The organism is Chloroflexota bacterium, from assembly GCA_014360805.1.
In the GTDB taxonomy this organism is placed as follows: Bacteria; Chloroflexota; Anaerolineae; order DTLA01; family DTLA01; genus DTLA01.
Map to the genome: position 1 here is coordinate 1 of JACIWU010000019.1, position 16035 is coordinate 16035.

Consider the following 16035-nt stretch of genomic DNA (forward strand, 5'->3'; position numbering starts at 1 on the left):
GAAAGGGCGAAGCCCTGCGGGCGCGGGTTCGCCCGTAGGGGCGACTCGCCGAGTCGCCCCTACGCGGTACGCCGTGTGCGCGCGCGGTGGCACCCCTCACCCTCGCCCTCTCCCAGCGGGAGAGGGAACGGCACGCCCCTTGCGGGCTACCCCAGCCCCGAAGGGGCTTTGCACCTGTAGCGCGGGGGTTCAGCCCCGCGCGCCCCGCGCGGCGGTGGCACCCCTCACCCTCGCCCTCTCCCAGCGGGAGAGGGAACGGCACGCCCCTTGCCAGAATCGCGGCGAACGCATATCATAGGCACAAATCCTCACACCCAGGAGGCGCTTATGAGCAAGGTCGTGGATGCGCGCGGGCTTGCATGCCCCCAACCCGTCATCCTCACCCGAAACGCGCTGCAAGAGGCCGATTCCGTTACCACCATCGTGGACAACGAGACCGCGCGCCAAAACGTGCAGCGGATGGCGCAGGCAAGCGGGGCCGAAGTCCGCGTGGAGACGCGCGAGGACGGCATCTACCTGCACATCGCCAAGACCCCCCATGCGCACCTCGCGGCCCAGCCCGAGCCGACGGGCGAAGCGCCCGCATCCGGCCCGCTGGTGCTGGTCGTGCCGGATCAGTACATGGGGCGCGGCGATGACCCCGAACTGGGCGGAATCCTCATCCGCGCCTTCTTCCACACTCTGGGCGAGGTAGACCCGCTTCCTGAGACCGTCATCTTCTTCAACGCCGGCGTCAAATTGGTCGTGGAAGGCTCGGCGGTGGTGGAAGACCTGAAGGCGCTGTGCGGGCGCGGGGTGAAGGTGCTCGCCTGCGGCACGTGCCTGGGCCACTTCGGGCTGAAGGACAAGGTGGCCGTCGGCGAGGTCTCCAACATGTACACCATCGCCGAAACGATGCTGCGGGCCGGCAAGGTGGTGAGCCTCTAGGCCAGGCGGTCCGCGCCGACCGTGCCGGCAACGGGAAATATGCGCAGCGGCGCGCCCGAAAGCACGCCGCTGCGTGGTCATCTACGCCGGGTTGAGCACGCGCCCCACGAACAGGATGGCACCCGTCTGCACGTCGCGGATGAGAAAGACGAACGGGCGGTCCACCGTCAAATCCACCGGACTCGCGGGCATCGCCGTCAGCCCGATGACGACGGCAGTCGCGGCGGCCGCTTCGGTGCCCGCTTCGTCCACGGCCACGAAGGCTTTGTGGAACACATCGGTGATGGCCAGGTTGCGCGTGCCGTCCATGCCCGAGAAGTCCGCGCTCATGCTGAAGGCATCGGGCATGCCCATCGCCTTGAGCGTGTCGGCCAGGCTCAGCGACGCATCGTACTTGAACTTGGGCATGGTGAGGTTGACGCTGGCGAATTCCATCTTCGCCAGGATGTCGGCCACCTGGTCGGCGGTGAGCGCGGCCTCAAAGGCGGGGAAGTGGCCCTTATCGGGGACGAGGATCACCATGGACACCTCTTCGCCGTCGTAGGGCAACTCCACGGCCTGAATCCCCTCTCCCGCGAAGTAGCGGAAGCGCGCATCTCCGCGCATCATGGGCACGGTAACCTGCGAGCCATCCAGCAGGTAGAACGGCCCATCCTGCGTGCTCTCCTTCTCAAACGGGTGCAGCCAGGCGGCGTTGAAGTAGATGGCGTTGGCCAGCACCAGGCGCGTCAGCGTGTCAATCGCGCCGGGGGGAATCAAGTCCCGAATCTTGTCCTCGGTCTGCTGGCTCACCCAGTCGTTGATGGTCTTGCGGGCGGCTTCGGGCGCAGACCGGAAATCCACCAGGCGCAGACCAGCGCCATAGTTCATGGCGAGAGTGTCTAGGAACGCGGGCAGAAACTTGTAGCCCGCCTGCCCCCACAGCGAATTGGCGACGCTCAGGCGGAAGGGCTTCCCGTCCTTGGATTTGGCCCCCGCGCCGCGGCTCGCCAGCGCCTGATCCAGCGCGTTGAAGGCGGGGTGCAGCCGCTCCTGGGGCAGCGTGAAACGGAGCACGTCGGCCATCTGGCGCTCGGTGTTGCCGCGCGCGCCGGCGTAGGTCATCGCCAGGGCCAGCGAGATGCTGTAGGGCGAGTAGAACAGGTTGCCCGGCTCCTGGCGTATGGCCTGGTACAGGGCAAAGGCGAAGGCGCTGTTGCCCGCGACCAGTTCGGCCAGGTCCGACGCGCCGACCGCAGGCGATTGGACGCGAGGTTTGTCGGACTGGGCGATTTGAGCCTGGGCAGATCTGCCGGGGGCGCAGGCCGTCAGCCCCAACAGAACACAGATCATCAGCACGTTCAGCCATGGGATTCTCATCGGATCTCCTCCTCGTGCAAGTCCGCAACTCGGCCAGAGCGAATGCCCCGGCTATCTCCAAGACGCGCGCGCAAGGCGAAAGGTTCCGCCTACTGTAGCCCCTGCAGGTACACGTCCAGCGTCATGGGCGAGTCGGGGTTGAGGTAGTCCAACGCGTGGAGCATCTCGGCGTGGCCGCGGCCGATCCAGCGAAGATGCCAGGGTTCGTAGATGTATCCGGTGAGGCGCTCCTTGCCCTGGGGGTAGGAGAAGACGAAGCCGAACTTGTGAGCGTTGTCGTGGAGCCAGCGGCCGGCGGGAGTCTGGCCGAAATCGGGGACAAGGTCGGTGGCGTCGGCGCTGGTAACGTCCACCGTGGTGCCCAACTGATGCTGCGAAAAGCCTGGGCGCGCCGAGTACTGGTTGGCGCGGGCCTCGGCCTCCTCACGAGAGATGGGTTGGCCCGCTGCTTCGGCGCGGCGCATCTCTTCTTCCACGTACTGCGCGAATATGGCGGCCTGCACCGCGTAGGAACGGTAGGCCGAGCGGACGAGAAGGTGAATCCCCTCGCGTTCGGCCACGGCGAACATCTCGGCCAGGTCCATGGCGGCCTGGAAGCGAAGTTCTTCCGGGTCGTTGTTGTAGGTCAGGATACCCAAGTCGTTGAGGGAGATCAAGTCGGTGGGCGCGTAGTCAGGCGAGAGGCCCTGCGTTTTGGTTACCAGCGCCAGCGCGGCCGCGTCGGGGCCTTTGTACACGATGGGCGTTGGGGTGGGCAGGCGCGGCGTCGGCGTGGCTGTGGGCGTGGGGGTGGGTGTTGGCGTCGGCGTGGGCGATGGGGTGCGCGTCGGCGTGTGGGTCGCGGTGGGGGTTGGCGTCGCGGTGGGCCACACGCGGGTGGGCAGAAAGGCGGGCTCCACCGGCACGGCGCGCAACTGGGCAGCGGCAAAGAGCGCTAGCGCCAACGGCAAGGCCCAGGCGAGCAGCAACGTGCGCAGGATGAGCGCCGGCCTATCCACCGCTCCTATGCCCCCCAGCGCTTCTTGTACTCCGCCATCATGCAGCGGTCCATGACGACCGTCATGCCGGCAGCCTGGGCGCGGGCCGCCGCCTCCTCGTTGACGATGCCCAGTTGTATCCACAGGACTTTCGCGCCCGCGGCGATGGCATCATCAACTACCGCCGGCACGTCCTCGGCGCGGCGGAAGACATCCACCACGTCAAACGGCTCCGGGATGGCCCGGAGGCTGGGGTACGCCTTCTCGCCGAGAATCTCACCCTCCACGGTGGGGTTTACCGGGATGATGCGGTAGCCCTTGGACTGGAGGAAGGCCGCCACGCGGTGGCTAGTCTTGTCGGGATTGGACGAGAGGCCCACGACGGCAATGGTCTTGGTTTGTTCCAGAATGCGTTGGATCACTTCGGGTTCGTTCATGGTGCGAAGTATAGCACAAGCGGGGCCGAAAACAAAAACGCGCCCGGCACGGGTCGGGCGCGTTGGGATACGCGCGAGGGACTAGAAATCCTCATCTTCGTCGTCAAAGAAGTCCTCGTCCTCATCCTCGTCCCAGAGGTCTTCGTCTTCCTCCAGGTCGTAGTCATCCAGGAGGTCCAAGGCTTCGTCTTCCTCCTCCTCGTCCAGGATATCCAGCCGCTGGAAGCGGTGCCGCGGTGCACCGCATTCGGGACAGCGCGCAGGCGGGCGAGAGCCTTCTTCAATATAGCCGCATTCCATGCACTCCCATTCCAAAACCATAAACGTCTCCTTCTTCATGGCCATACAGCCGTGTCAGACTACCTAGCGTATACACAAACCAGGGTCAAAAAGCAAGGATGTGGAATGCGATTCGCGGGACAAGGGGAATCATAGAGAACATTTGCGAGGATATCTCGGGTTAAGACGGACAGGAACGCGTGTTTTCTCGTTTTTTCTTCGTTTTTCGCATCCAGGACAGGCCCCCATGAGGCCCCAGCGTACACCACCCGGTTATCCACGAATTACACGAACCTACGCGCACGCCCGCCCGAGGCGGAAGCATCGGGCTGAATGGGCGAAGCCCTGCGGGCTGGGGGTGGATTCGCGGTTGCTTGTCGCCCGACGCTGAAGCATCGGGCTGAATGGGCGAAGCCCTACGGGCTGGGCCAGCCCCGAAGGGGCTTCGCGCCTTTAGCGCGGGGGTTTAGCCCCGCGCGGCATGCGCATGTGCGGTCGTGCCTTTCGCGCCCTTTCGTGTCCTTCGTGATCCGAACACCCCTCACCCTAGCCCTCTCCCGCCGCGGGCGAGGGAACAGCGCCTGCGGGCGGCCAGGGGGATGTGAGGGGTTACCCGCCACCCGCCGCCCCCGCACCGGCAATCGCCCCGCTGGTCCACGCCCACTGCAAGTTGTACCCGCCGCACGGGCCGACGACATCAAGAACCTCGCCTGCGAAGTACAGGTGCGGCACCACGCGCGACGCCATCGTAGCCGGATCCACCTCGGCGAGCGGGACGCCGCCCGTGGACACCTGCGCGAACGTAAAGCCGCGCGTGCCCGTAACGGTGGCCTTGAGGCAGGTGAGCGTCTCCATGAGGCGGGCGCGCTCAGCGTCCGGGATTTCGGTGAGCCTGGCGTCGGGGCGCACGCCGGCCACGGCCATCACGAGCGGCGGAATCTTCTGGGGCAGGACCGCGCCCAGGAGAACGCGCACGGGGAACGGCTCACGGCTCTTGCGCGCCAGGAGTTCCTCCAGCGCCGCCCGCACGTAGGGGAGCAGGTTGATCTCCAGCGTCAGGTAGGTGCCCGGGCGCGCGCTCACCAGATGGGCCAAGTCCATGGCCGCCGGGCCGCTGAACCCGTACTCGGTGAACATCATGTTGCCCATGCTGCGCCCCAGGACGCGGTCGCCGTCGTACAGGGTCAGCGCCACGTCCAGCCGCACACCCTGAAGTTTGTGGAACCGCTTCACGTCGGCGGTGAGGGGCGCGAGGGCCGGACGAATCGGCACGATGCGATGCCCCAGTGACTCCAAGACCGGGAACAAATCCCCGCGGGACCCCAGCGCCGGATACGCCTTGCCCCCGCACGCCACGATGACGCGGTCAAAGGTCTGCACGTGCGGCCCCCCGCCGATCGCCAGGCCGATGCCGCGCGGGCCGGGGCGGATGTCCGCGATCTTGGTCTGCAGGCGCGTCTCCACGCCCGCCAGTTCCAGCGCCGCCCCCAGAATGTCGGCCACGTTGGCCGCCGACTCGGACAGAGGATAGCACCAGCCGTCGGGCGTGGAGTAGATGAGGATGCCCACGTCGCGCAGGCGGGCGACGGTCTCGCGGTGGCCGAAGCGCGCGAACGCCACGCGCACGAATTCGGGGTCGGCGCAGGCGTACTTGTCGGGCGCGGCATGGACATTGGTGATGTTGCACCGCCCGTTGCCGGTTACCAGAATCTTGCGCCCGACGATGGCGTTGGTGTCAAACAGCGTTACCCGTGCGCCGCGCCGCGCCGCTTCCAGCGCCGCCATGATCCCCGCCGGCCCCGCGCCGACGATGCCGATATGCAGCCTTGCCATAGAGTGCGCTCCGCCCGATTGAGAGGTAACAAGATGGAACTCGTGCCGGAGTGTAGCACGGGCGAGGCGGCGATGCAAGAACGGCGGCGCAGTCGCCTCGCCCGCGATGACGCGGCTGCGCTGTTCTGGACGAGAAGGCCATCTCGGTTTATACTGAATGCCGAATCCCTCATCGGAGCGTGGATATGGCCGAGAAAGTCAAAGTGTTGAGCGTGCTGAAACTGTCGGATGAGCAACTGGCGCGGCTGCGAGCCGTCTCGCCCGCCCTGGACATCGCGCAGATCACCTGCAAGACGCCCGAAGACATGTTGCCGCTGGTGGGCGAGCCGGAAATTCTGTACACGTACCACGCCGACTTCCTGCCCGAACAGGCGCCGCGCCTGAAGTGGGTGCAACTCTCCAGCGCGGGGGCCGATCACCTGCTGGACAAGCCCATCATGAAATCGGACATCGCCATCACCACGGCCAGCGGCATCCACGCCGTGCCCATCGCCGAATACGTCTTCGGCTCCATGCTGGCCTTCGCCCGCCGATTCCCCCTAGCCTTCGCCCTGCAGCAGAAGCACGAATGGCCCAAGGGGCGCTGGGCGGCCCTGCTCGGCGCGGAACTGCGCGGCGCAACCATCGGCATCATCGGCTACGGCAGCATCGGCCGCGAGATCGGCCGTCTCGCCAAGGCCTTCGGCATGCGGGTGCTGGCGTCCAAGCGCAACCCGGGCAGGCGCGAAGACGTCGGCTATCGCATCCCCGGCGCGGGCGACGCCCAGATGCAGCATGTGGACGGCGTTTTCGGTCCCGACCAACTGGAGCAGATGGTGTCGGCGTGCGACTACGTGGTGGTGGCGCTCCCTCTGACGCCCGAGACACGCGGGATCGTGAGCGAATCGGTCATTCGGGCCATGAAGCCGACGGCGTACTTCGTCAACATCTCACGGGGCGAGGTGGTGGACGAGGAGGCGCTCATCCGCGCCCTGCGCGAGGGCCGCATCGCGGGCGCTGGCCTGGACGTTTTCTGGCAGGAGCCGCTGCCGCCCGATAGCCCGCTGTACGACCTGCCCAACGTCATCCTGACGCCACATATCGCGGCGACCACGGCGGCCTACAACGACCGCGCCACCGACCTGTTCGCCGAGAACCTGCGGCGCTACCTGGCTGGCGAGCCGCTGCTGAACCTGGTGGACAAGACGCTGGGATACTAGACGCCAAACGAGGAGAACATGACCGAACACGAACGTACTATCGCCGATTTGGAATCCCTGGTGGCCGCGCTGCCCGAGGCCGAACGCGAACGATTTGCCCGCATCTTCCACATTGCAACCGACCAGGCCGACGTGGTGATTCCCGCGCCGATGAAGGCCGAAGTGGAGGCGCTGTTCGGCGGCGTGGAGCCCGTGCTGCGCCAGACGCTGGTGCGGGTTACCAACCTCATCACCCTGGACGGCACGCTGTTCAACCCGCTGCGTCAGCGCCGCCCCCACGACGAGCGGCTGGCGTCATCGGTGGACATCCCAGGCCCGACCGCCGACGACCCCTTCTGCGCGCCGCTGGAACGCACTACCGAAAACACCTTCGGGCGGGTGCGCGGCGCTTTCTCTGTAACGGCAGCGAACCTTGTGCCCATTGAGCGATTCCACTCGGTCATCATCTTTGACGAGCACGACCCGCTGGCTTTCACCGAGGCGTCCATCGACGACGCGTTGGAAACCGCATTGGCCTGGGCGCGGGCGGCCCACAGCGCCGACGCCGACGTGCGTTACTTCATGCTGTTCTGGAACTGCCTGTGGCGGGCCGCCGCGTCGCGGGTGCACGGCCACATGCAGGCCGTGTTGGGCAAGGGTATCCACTACGCGCAGGTGGAAGCCTTGAGGCGGGCGGCGCTCCTTTACCGCATCGGCCACGGCACGGACTACTTCGCGGACCTCTGCGCGGTTCACCAGGCGCTCGGCCTGGGCGTGGAATCCCAGGGCGTCCACGTCTTCGCCTACCTGGCGCCCAAGAAGGAGAAGGAGGTCTGGGTGGTGGCCGACCGCATCGGGCCGGCGTTTGTCCACGGCGTGTACGGCGCGCTCCAGGCGTATGTGCGGCATCTCGGCGTCCAGAGTTTCAATCTGGCGCTGCTGTGGAAGCCCATAGACTCCGTGCCCGAAGACTGGGCCGGGTTCCCGGTCATCGCGCGGATGGTGGACCGCGGCCCGCTCCACAGCAGGACGTCGGACGTGGGTGCCATGGAGTTTTTCGGGTCCAGCGTCGTGAGCAGCGATCCGTTCCGCGTGGCCGACGCGCTGCGTGAGGCGTTGTCGGGCTGAGAGGCAAGCGATGGCCCCATGGGTTACACGCGCGCGGGTGGCCGAGGTTCGGGTGCTGGACCCCGATCTGCTCTGGCTTCGCCTGCGCGCGCCCGACGTGGCCGCATCCCTGCGGCCGGGGCAGTTCATCGCCGTTGTGGATCGCCAGCGGCTGGAGCCGTACCTGCCCACGCCGCTTTTCCCCACCCACCTCTCGGCAGAGGACCTGGGATGCCTGCTCCAGATGGACGACCGAGACCGCTGGCTGGCGACGCTATGGCCGGAGCGGCCGATTCAGGTTACAGGGCCACTAGGCAACGGCTTCGCGCTGAACGCCGCGGCGCGCAATCTGCTGGTGGTGTCCGAGGGGATGGAAGGGCTGCCGCTGCTGACGCTGGTGCAGGAAGCGGCGGCGCGGCGGCTAGAGGTGTCGTTCCTGGTGTGGAGCCCGTTCAGCCGCGCCGAACTCCTGCCGCCCGGGCTGCTGCCGTCATCGGCGGAGTACCGCTCGGCCGTGGGAACCGAGGCCCTGACGGCGGCGTTGAGCGAAACGCTGCGCTGGGCCGATGCGGCCTATGCGGCGGGGTCGCCCGCGCTCCATCTGGCCCTCGCCGAGGCCATACAGCAGGTGCGACTGCGCTACGCCCGGGGGTTCTGCCAGGTGCTGGTGCGCGGGCGGATGCTGTGCGCGCTCGGCGTGTGCGGCGTGTGTCGGATTCGGCTGCGTCGCGGGTCGGCCCGCGTCTGCGCCGACGGCCCTGTGTTTGACTTGCGCGACCTGGTGTGAAGATGCGCGAAACGATGAGAGCCTCTGCGAACCTGTCGGTGGATTTGGCCCCTGGGCACAAGACAGGACTTCCCCTGGCCACGCCCATCCTGCTGGGGTGTGGGGCGGCCGGATACGGGGCCGCGCCCGAGGCGGTGGATGCGGCGGCGCTGGGCGCGGTGGTTACGCTGCCGCTGGCCGCGCGGGCGGTCGGCAAGTCGCCGCGTTTTGCGCCTGTGCCCGCGGGTGTCGTGATAGACACCGGAGGCCCGGCGGCGGTGCGGTCGGTGCTGCGCCACTGGGCAAAGCGCTGGCGGCGGGCCAATCCGCCGGTCATCGCGCACGTGGCGGGCGAGTCGCCGGCGGAACTGGCCGCCTGCGCCGAGGCCCTGGAGGAGGCGCGCGAGGTCGCTGCGCTGGAATGGCGGGCCGACGCCCTGCCGCCCGACGAGGCCGCGCGCGCCGCCGCCCGACTGCGCGCTGCCAGCGACAAGCCGCTGCTGGTACAGGTCCCCCTTGCAGGCGCGGCCGACTACGCCGAGGCGCTGGTCGGCGTGGCCGATGCCCTCGTAGTGGGCGCGCCCCCGCAGGGGACCGCGTGGAGCGTCGAGGACGAAGCCTGGGTGCAGGGCGACGTGCACGGCCCGGGCGTGTTCGCGCGCTCCTCGCCTTGCGCGAGTTCCCCTTCCCGCTGGTCGCTTTCGGCGGCCTCCACGCGCCGCATCAGGCGGTGCAGGCCGTGCTCGCGGGAGCCAGCGCCGTGATGCTGGACATCGCCATCTGCCGCCTGCCCGATTTGCCCGGCCAGGTCTTGGCGGCTATCATGGATGAATTGGAGAACCGAGCGTTGGACGACTTGCGACAACTGGTGGGCCGCGACGCTGGATAGATTGTACAGGCGAGAGGAAACCTCATGCGAGCCGTGGTGCAGCGCGTAACGCATGGCAAGGTTACGGTGGACGGCCAAACCGTCGGGGAAATCGGCGACGGGCTGGTCGTCCTGTTGGGTGTCAAAGACGGAGACACGCCCGAAGACGCGGCGAAACTGGCCGACAAGGTGGCCAATCTGCGCATCTTCAGCGACGCCGACGGCAAGTTCAACCTGTCGCTGCTGGACGTGGGAGGGGCCGCGCTGGTGGTGTCCCAGTTCACCCTCTACGGCGACTCGCGGAAGGGCCGCCGCCCCAGTTTCACCAACGCCGCCCCGCCCGATGTGGCGGAACCCCTCGTGGCGCGATTCTGTCAGGCGCTGCGGGGCCTCGGTGTCCGTGTGGAGGAGGGCCGCTTCCAGGCGCACATGCTGGTGGAAATCCACAACGACGGCCCCGTAACGTTGATTCTGGACACCGAGGATCTGGCCCGCCCTCGCCGCTCGTGAGGGGTGCGCGGGTATGGGAACCTGCGCTACGGGCGTCGCCGTGCAGGCGCGCGGGTATGGAAACCCGCGCTGCGGGCGTCGCCGTTGGGAGACACACCCGATTTGACATGTGGTGCGGGGGTGAATATAATTAGCGACACAAAATAATAGCGACGCTAAGCGACGATCCTCGTTGCAAATCATCGCGGTAAGGGTAGGGGCAGTTTCAGACCTGCCCCTGCGGGACCTGATGCTCCAGCGTAGCGTCGCATGATGAGGGAGTGGCAACATGAACCGGAAGACTATCGTCATCGTAGCCATCGTGGCGGCTGTGGCCGTTGGTGCGTTCTTCCTGGTGCGCGCGGTGGGCCGAGGCGACAACGGCACAACCCAAGCCGAGACTGTAACCGTGGCGCGGGGGGCGCTCACGCAGGTGGTCAACGCCACCGGAAACGTCGCGCCCGCCCAGAGGGCCACGCTGTCCTTTGAGATATCGGGCCGCGTCCTGGAGGTCCTGGTGGACGAGGGCGACGTTGTCCAGAAGGGCCAGCCCCTGGCTCGGCTGGACGCCACCGACCTGGAGTTGACCTTGCGGAGCGCCGAGGCATCGCTGCGCGCGGCCCAAGCCCGCTATGAGCAGACCAAGGCCGGCCCCAGCAAAGAGGACATCGCTGCGGCCGAGGCGAGCCTGGCCAGCGCCATCGCGTCCTATGAGAAACTGAAGAAAGGGCCGACGGCCGACGAGGTGGCCGTGGCCAAAGCCAACGTGGAGCGGGCCGAGGCCGTGCTGAAGCAGGCGCAGGCCGCCTACGACCGCATCGCGTGGCGTGGGGATGCCGCGGCCTCGCCCCAGGCGCTCCAGTTGCAGCAGGCAACCATAGACTACCAGACGGCCCTGGCCAACTACCGCGTCGCGACGGCAGGCCCCAGCGAGAGCGCGCTCAAGGCCGCCGAGGCGCAGATTGCCCAGGCGCGGGCCAACCTAGAGCGGCTGAAGCGCACCCCCTCGCCTGAGGATTTGGCCATCGCCCAGTCGCAGGTGGATTCGGCGCAGGTCGCCGTGGATCAGGCGAAGCGAAGGCTGGACTCGGCGGTGCTGCGCGCGCCGTTTGCTGGCGTCGTGGAGAAGGTGTCGGTGGATGTGGGGCAATTGGTGGCTGCGGGGACGCCCGCTGTGATCATCGCCGACACGTCCGCCTTCCACATCATGGTGGCGGTGGATGAGATGGACGTGGCGCTGGTGCGCGTGGGGCAGGTGGCGCGCATCGCCCTGGACGCGCTGCCCGATACCCCGATTCAGGGACATGTGGACCGCGTCGGGCTGGCGGGGTCGCAGACCACAGGCGTGGTTACCTATGATGTGCGCATCGCCGTGGATCCCACCGACGCGCCCCTGCGCACGGGCATGAGCGCGACGATAGACATCGTCGTGGCCGAGAAGGCCGACGCCCTTGTGCTGCCCAACCGCGCCATTCGCACCGACGAGAAGACGGGCCAGCGTTACGTGCAGGTGCTGCGCAACGGGCAGGTGGAGCAGGTGTACATCAAGCCCGGCATCCGCGACGAACGCTACACCGAAATCCTGGAAGGCCCGGCCGAGGGCGAGACCGTCGTCATCACGACGATCTCATCCAGCCAGCAGTTGCGGAGCCTGTTCGGGCCGCAATGAGGCTACCAGTGGCAAGAGCGGGCAGGGTGCAATGGATAATGACGTATTGATTCAAATGACCGACATCTGCAAAGTGTACAAGATGGGCGTCGTAGAGGTGCCGGCGCTCTGCGGCGTGAGCCTGCAAATCCGTCGGGGCGAACTGTTGGCCATCATGGGGCCGTCGGGTTCGGGCAAGTCCACGCTGATGAACATCATCGGGTGCTTGGACCAGCCCACCAGCGGGCAGTACACTCTGGAGGGCGTGGACGTGTCGCGCCTGAGCGATGACCAGTTGGCCAGCATCCGCAACAAGAAGATCGGCTTCGTGTTCCAGAACTTCAATCTGCTGCGCCGCACCAGCGCGCTGCAGAACGTGGAACTGCCGCTGACCTACGGCGGCGTCTCGGGCGCGGAACGACGCAGACGGGCGGTGGCCGCGCTGCAGGCGGTGGGGCTGGGGCATCGGCTGGATCATCGGCCCAGCGAACTGTCGGGCGGCGAGCAGCAGCGCGTGGCAATCGCGCGGGCGCTGGTCAATGAGCCGTCCATCATCCTGGCCGACGAGCCGACCGGCAACCTGGACACCAAGTCGGGGCGCGAGATCGTGGGCATCTTCCAGCGGCTGAACCTGGAGCGGGGCATCACGGTCGTGTTCGTAACCCACGACCTGGAGATCGCGCGACACACGCGGCGGATCGTGCGGCTTCTGGATGGCAAGATCGTGGGCGACGAGCCGGTGGCCCAGATGCAGTTGGCCGTAGAATCTGCGGGAGGCGCGCCATGAACATCGCAGAGAGCATCAAGATCGCCTTCAGGAGCCTTTCGGCCAACAAACTGCGCGCGGCCCTCACCATGCTGGGCATCATCATCGGCGTCGCGGCGGTGATCACGCTTCTGTCGGTGGGGCAAGGCGTGCAAGTGCTGGTGCAGGAACAGATTCAGAGCATCGGTTCCAACCTGCTGTTTGTGGTGCCGGGGAACCTGTCGGCCCAGTCCAGCAGGAACGCGGGCAGCGCGATGGCGACTAGCACGATCAACACCCTGACCTACGGCGACGCCAAGGCCATCGCAGACCCGCAGCGCGTGCCGGACGTCCAGGCCGTGGCGGTGGAGTCCTTCATAAACACCACGGTGGTCTACCGCGACCGAGGCATCCGCACATCGGTGAGCGGCACGACCGTGAACTATCCCCAGGTGCGCAACCACAAGGTGGCCGAAGGGACGTTCTTCAGCGAGGAGGATTTCAATGGCGGGTCGCGGGTGGCGGTGCTGGGCCATTCGGCTGCCGAGGCGCTCTTCCCAGATGGCTACGCCGTGGGCCAGACGATCAAGATCAAAGGCATCTCGTTTCGGGTCATCGGCGTGCTGGCCAGCAAAGGCGGCACGGGGTTCGGCGGGGTGGACGATTCGGTGTTCGTGCCGCTGACCACGTTCCACACCAAACTGACGCAGCGGCGCTCGGCCTCGGGCGACTACGTTGTGTCGGCCATCTACGCCCAGGCGGTGAGCGAAAGCCGCATGGAGGCGGCGATGGAGCAGATCGCCCAGTTGCTGCGCGACCGCCACGGCATCCTGTACGAGAGCGACGACGATTTCACCGTCATCAACCAGAAGGACATCCTCAACATCTTCGGCGAGATCACGTCCATCCTGACCATCTTCCTGGGGGCCATTGCAGCGATTTCGCTTCTGGTGGGCGGCATCGGCATCATGAACATCATGCTGGTGTCGGTAACGGAGCGCACGCGGGAGATCGGCCTGCGCAAAGCCGTAGGCGCGCGTCGGCGGGATGTGTTGTGGCAGTTCCTGATTGAGGCGATGGTGCTCAGTTTGGCCGGCGGGTTCATCGGCATCGCGCTGGGCGCCGTAGGGTCGCAACTGGTAGGGCAACTGTCGGGGTCGCTGCAGCCGGTCATCACCGTGTCCACGGTCTTGCTGGCGACAGGGTTCTCGGCGGCGGTGGGGTTGTTCTTCGGCATCTACCCCGCGAGCCGCGCGGCGGCGCTGAACCCGATAGACGCGCTGCGGTACGAGTAGCAGGGGGCGCAACGGCGTGCGCGCCCCAGATGTCAGGGGCAGACTCCTGGGTCTGCCCCTGCATTTGTCTGGCCTCGGGCTCGGTTCTATTTTGTGTTGGTGAGTAAGGTGCGACACACTCCCTGAGGTGCGCCGCGCCTGTACCAAGCGCACAACTCTGCGGATTCTATTTCCAACAGATCGCGCAGGGCAAGATAGCGCACAGAGGGGTTGGTCAGTTCCAGGAGCTGGCCCCGTGTACTCACGGGCGCAGCCCCTACGGAATCACAAGGGTGCACGCCTCGGTCGCGCGCACCCAGTACCCGCGCCCGGGTTCCATCTCCGCTAAATCGTTGCCAAAGGGTGCAGCGGGGCTGTAGTGCTTCCACGGCTGTGGCTCGTCGGCGTAGTACGCCCACACCACGGTGTACTTGCCCGCGATGGACGCCAGCGCCTCGGCCACAGGGCGCGCCGTAGCAAAGGGATATGCCACCAGGTTCCACCCGGCAAACAAGGTCTGGTCGGTCGTGGCGGGTGGCGTGCCATCCACCGTCAGCGTCGCGGCCTCGGTCAGCAGAATCCAGAACGCCGTCTTTTCGTCCAGGGAGTGCAACATGCTCGCTTCCGGGGGTAGCGCGGGGTTGTACGTGCGCCACCCCTGCGCGGCGGCGTCCCAGGTGTGAACGATGGCATACCTGCCCGCGATGGATGCCAGCACGTCGGTAATAGCCGTGCTGTGGGGCACCACGGGCACTGACACCAGGTTCCACCCCGCCGCCAGCGGGATTGAGGTTTGGGTTTGGGATCGGAACTCGTCGGCGCCGATGTCCGGCGCGGGACCGATGGGCCGCGCGTCGCCGTCCAAATCGTCGGTTACCTGCGCCAATGCCGCTGCCTGGTCAATGGCCGCCGTGGCCGCGTTCGTCAGGTGCAGGTCTGCGCCCGCCGGGTCGGCGAACCAGTCGCTCTGGGCATTCACGACGTTTCCCGTGCCGGTGGCGTTGGCTCCGTCGCGGTTTAGCCGGATGTCCATGTTGGTCAGGTTGTAGGCGAAGGTGCCGGAGGTGTCAGCAAAGCGCGCTTCCATGCCCCAGGTCAGGCCGGCGTCGGGGTTGAGGAGCAGGGCAGTGTTGTGGGCCACCAGCCAGTCGGTAGCATGGACCATCTCAACGACCACGTCGTGGGGCAGGGACGCGTAGATGACGTTGTTACGCACCACGCCGCCGATGTGATCACCGGGGCCGTGGCTGGCGTTGCCGAAGGCGATGCCCTGGTAGCAGTCCACCAGCAGGTTGCGCTCCACCACCGTGTCGGACGAGCCTGACCAGAACAGAATGGCGGGGACGGGGGCATTGCCCGGTGTGCGTATGCGGATCCACTGGTTGTCGCGCACCGTCCAGCGGTGAGCATTGTGGGCGCTGATGCCGTTGGTGTAGTCCTCCGGCGAGGTTGTGGTGTACTCTAGGCGGGAGCAGGCCAGCAGGCCGTCGTCGCTGCCGTCGCCCAGGAGGTTGACCTTGACCAGTTGGTAGCCGGTGTCCACGATGTGCAGGTTGTACAGGACCGGACGGTCGCGACCCTGCACCGAAATGCCGTGCTCGTCGCCGTTGCGGATGGTCAGGTCGGCCACGGTAACGTCGTCGGCATCTATGGCGATGACATGGGTGTTCGTCCACGTGAGCATGCCGCCGCCGTCCAGGACTACGTCATCGCGGTCCCCGGTAGCGCCCCGAATGGCAATGCTGTCGTGGGTTACCCAGACGGCATCCTGCAGATAATAGGTGCCAGGGGCGACGAGGATGGTGGTGCCGGGTGCAGCGTTGCGGGCCTGGTCGCGCAGTTCGGCCTCGGTGGAGACGGTAACGATAGGGCCGGTCGGCGGGGGGAAGGGAGAGCATAGGGCGGAGGATGAACGCGTCATGCCCGGGCCTTGGGCGCGGGCCGGCAGGTCCGGAGCGGGCACCAGCAGGGGGAGAATAATAAGGAGCATGGCGATCAGTCCCACGAGCATCTGTCTCATGTTGCCCGCCTCCTCCGGAGAATGCAGAGCGCAACCAGGGATTGGATTTCATTGTAGCACGGGGCTTGGGCGGATGCAACGCTGGGCCTGGCGCGCGGCTCCAAAGTGTGTTGGCTTCTGGCGTTGCC

15 protein-coding genes are annotated in these 16035 nt (G+C 66.8%); 9 read left to right on the forward strand and 6 right to left on the reverse strand.

The window, feature by feature from the left end; genetic code table 11:
- The first annotated feature begins 327 nt into the window (after nt 1–327).
- The gene (yedF, locus tag H5T65_04920; protein ID MBC7258566.1) at nt 328–927 is read left to right on the forward strand and encodes a sulfurtransferase-like selenium metabolism protein YedF; all 600 of its coding nucleotides are present in this window, start codon (nt 328–330) and stop codon (nt 925–927) included.
- Nucleotides 928–1008: 81 nt separating this feature from the next.
- Here the strand turns inward: yedF and H5T65_04925 are convergent, their stop codons facing one another.
- The 5 genes from H5T65_04925 to H5T65_04945 form a co-directional block, all read right to left on the reverse strand.
- Nucleotides 1009–2286, reverse strand: coding sequence for a serpin family protein (locus H5T65_04925; GenBank protein ID MBC7258567.1), 1278 nt, complete (start codon nt 2284–2286; stop codon nt 1009–1011).
- Between the two features lie 89 nt (nt 2287–2375).
- The gene (locus H5T65_04930; protein ID MBC7258568.1) at nt 2376–3284 is read right to left on the reverse strand and encodes a M15 family metallopeptidase; all 909 of its coding nucleotides are present in this window, start codon (nt 3282–3284) and stop codon (nt 2376–2378) included.
- A gap of 5 nt (nt 3285–3289) precedes the next feature.
- The gene (locus H5T65_04935) at nt 3290–3700 is read right to left on the reverse strand and encodes a CoA-binding protein (GenBank protein ID MBC7258569.1); all 411 of its coding nucleotides are present in this window, start codon (nt 3698–3700) and stop codon (nt 3290–3292) included.
- 81 nt (nt 3701–3781) lie between these two features.
- Nucleotides 3782–4021 (reverse strand): hypothetical protein, encoded by a 240-nt coding sequence (locus tag H5T65_04940; protein MBC7258570.1) that lies wholly within the window; start codon nt 4019–4021, stop codon nt 3782–3784.
- A 567-nt stretch (nt 4022–4588) separates the two neighbouring features.
- Nucleotides 4589–5812 (reverse strand): aminoacetone oxidase family FAD-binding enzyme, encoded by a 1224-nt coding sequence (locus tag H5T65_04945; GenBank protein MBC7258571.1) that lies wholly within the window; start codon nt 5810–5812, stop codon nt 4589–4591.
- Nucleotides 5813–5997: 185 nt separating this feature from the next.
- Here H5T65_04945 and H5T65_04950 point away from each other — a divergent pair, with 185 nt between their 5' ends.
- The 8 genes from H5T65_04950 (at nt 5998) to H5T65_04985 (ending at nt 13908) form a co-directional block, all read left to right on the forward strand.
- Nucleotides 5998–7011 carry a D-2-hydroxyacid dehydrogenase gene (locus H5T65_04950; GenBank protein MBC7258572.1) on the forward strand — a complete coding sequence of 338 codons (1014 nt, stop codon included), beginning with the start codon at nt 5998–6000 and terminating at the stop codon, nt 7009–7011.
- Nucleotides 7012–7029: 18 nt separating this feature from the next.
- On the forward strand, nt 7030–8118 hold the full coding sequence (locus H5T65_04955) for a hypothetical protein (GenBank protein MBC7258573.1): 1089 nt from the start codon (nt 7030–7032) through the stop codon (nt 8116–8118).
- Between the two features lie 10 nt (nt 8119–8128).
- Complete coding sequence (locus H5T65_04960) at nt 8129–8884, forward strand: hypothetical protein (protein ID MBC7258574.1); 756 nt, start codon at nt 8129–8131, stop codon at nt 8882–8884.
- Nucleotides 8885–8898: 14 nt separating this feature from the next.
- On the forward strand, nt 8899–9627 hold the full coding sequence (locus H5T65_04965; protein ID MBC7258575.1) for a hypothetical protein: 729 nt from the start codon (nt 8899–8901) through the stop codon (nt 9625–9627).
- A gap of 149 nt (nt 9628–9776) precedes the next feature.
- Nucleotides 9777–10241, forward strand: a complete 465-nt coding sequence (locus H5T65_04970) for a D-tyrosyl-tRNA(Tyr) deacylase (protein ID MBC7258576.1) — start codon at nt 9777–9779, stop codon at nt 10239–10241.
- Nucleotides 10242–10509: 268 nt separating this feature from the next.
- Nucleotides 10510–11889, forward strand: a complete 1380-nt coding sequence (locus tag H5T65_04975; protein ID MBC7258577.1) for an efflux RND transporter periplasmic adaptor subunit — start codon at nt 10510–10512, stop codon at nt 11887–11889.
- A 46-nt stretch (nt 11890–11935) separates the two neighbouring features.
- On the forward strand, nt 11936–12655 hold the full coding sequence (locus tag H5T65_04980; GenBank protein MBC7258578.1) for an ABC transporter ATP-binding protein: 720 nt from the start codon (nt 11936–11938) through the stop codon (nt 12653–12655).
- Complete coding sequence (locus H5T65_04985) at nt 12652–13908, forward strand: ABC transporter permease (protein ID MBC7258579.1); 1257 nt, start codon at nt 12652–12654, stop codon at nt 13906–13908. The genes H5T65_04980 and H5T65_04985 overlap by 4 nt, the downstream gene beginning before the upstream one ends.
- A 256-nt stretch (nt 13909–14164) precedes the next feature.
- Here H5T65_04985 and H5T65_04990 read toward each other — a convergent pair whose 3' ends face one another.
- A complete protein-coding gene (locus H5T65_04990) occupies nt 14165–15907 on the reverse strand; it encodes a right-handed parallel beta-helix repeat-containing protein (GenBank protein ID MBC7258580.1) in 1743 nt (580 codons plus the stop codon).
- Between the last annotated feature and the right edge of the window lie 128 nt (nt 15908–16035).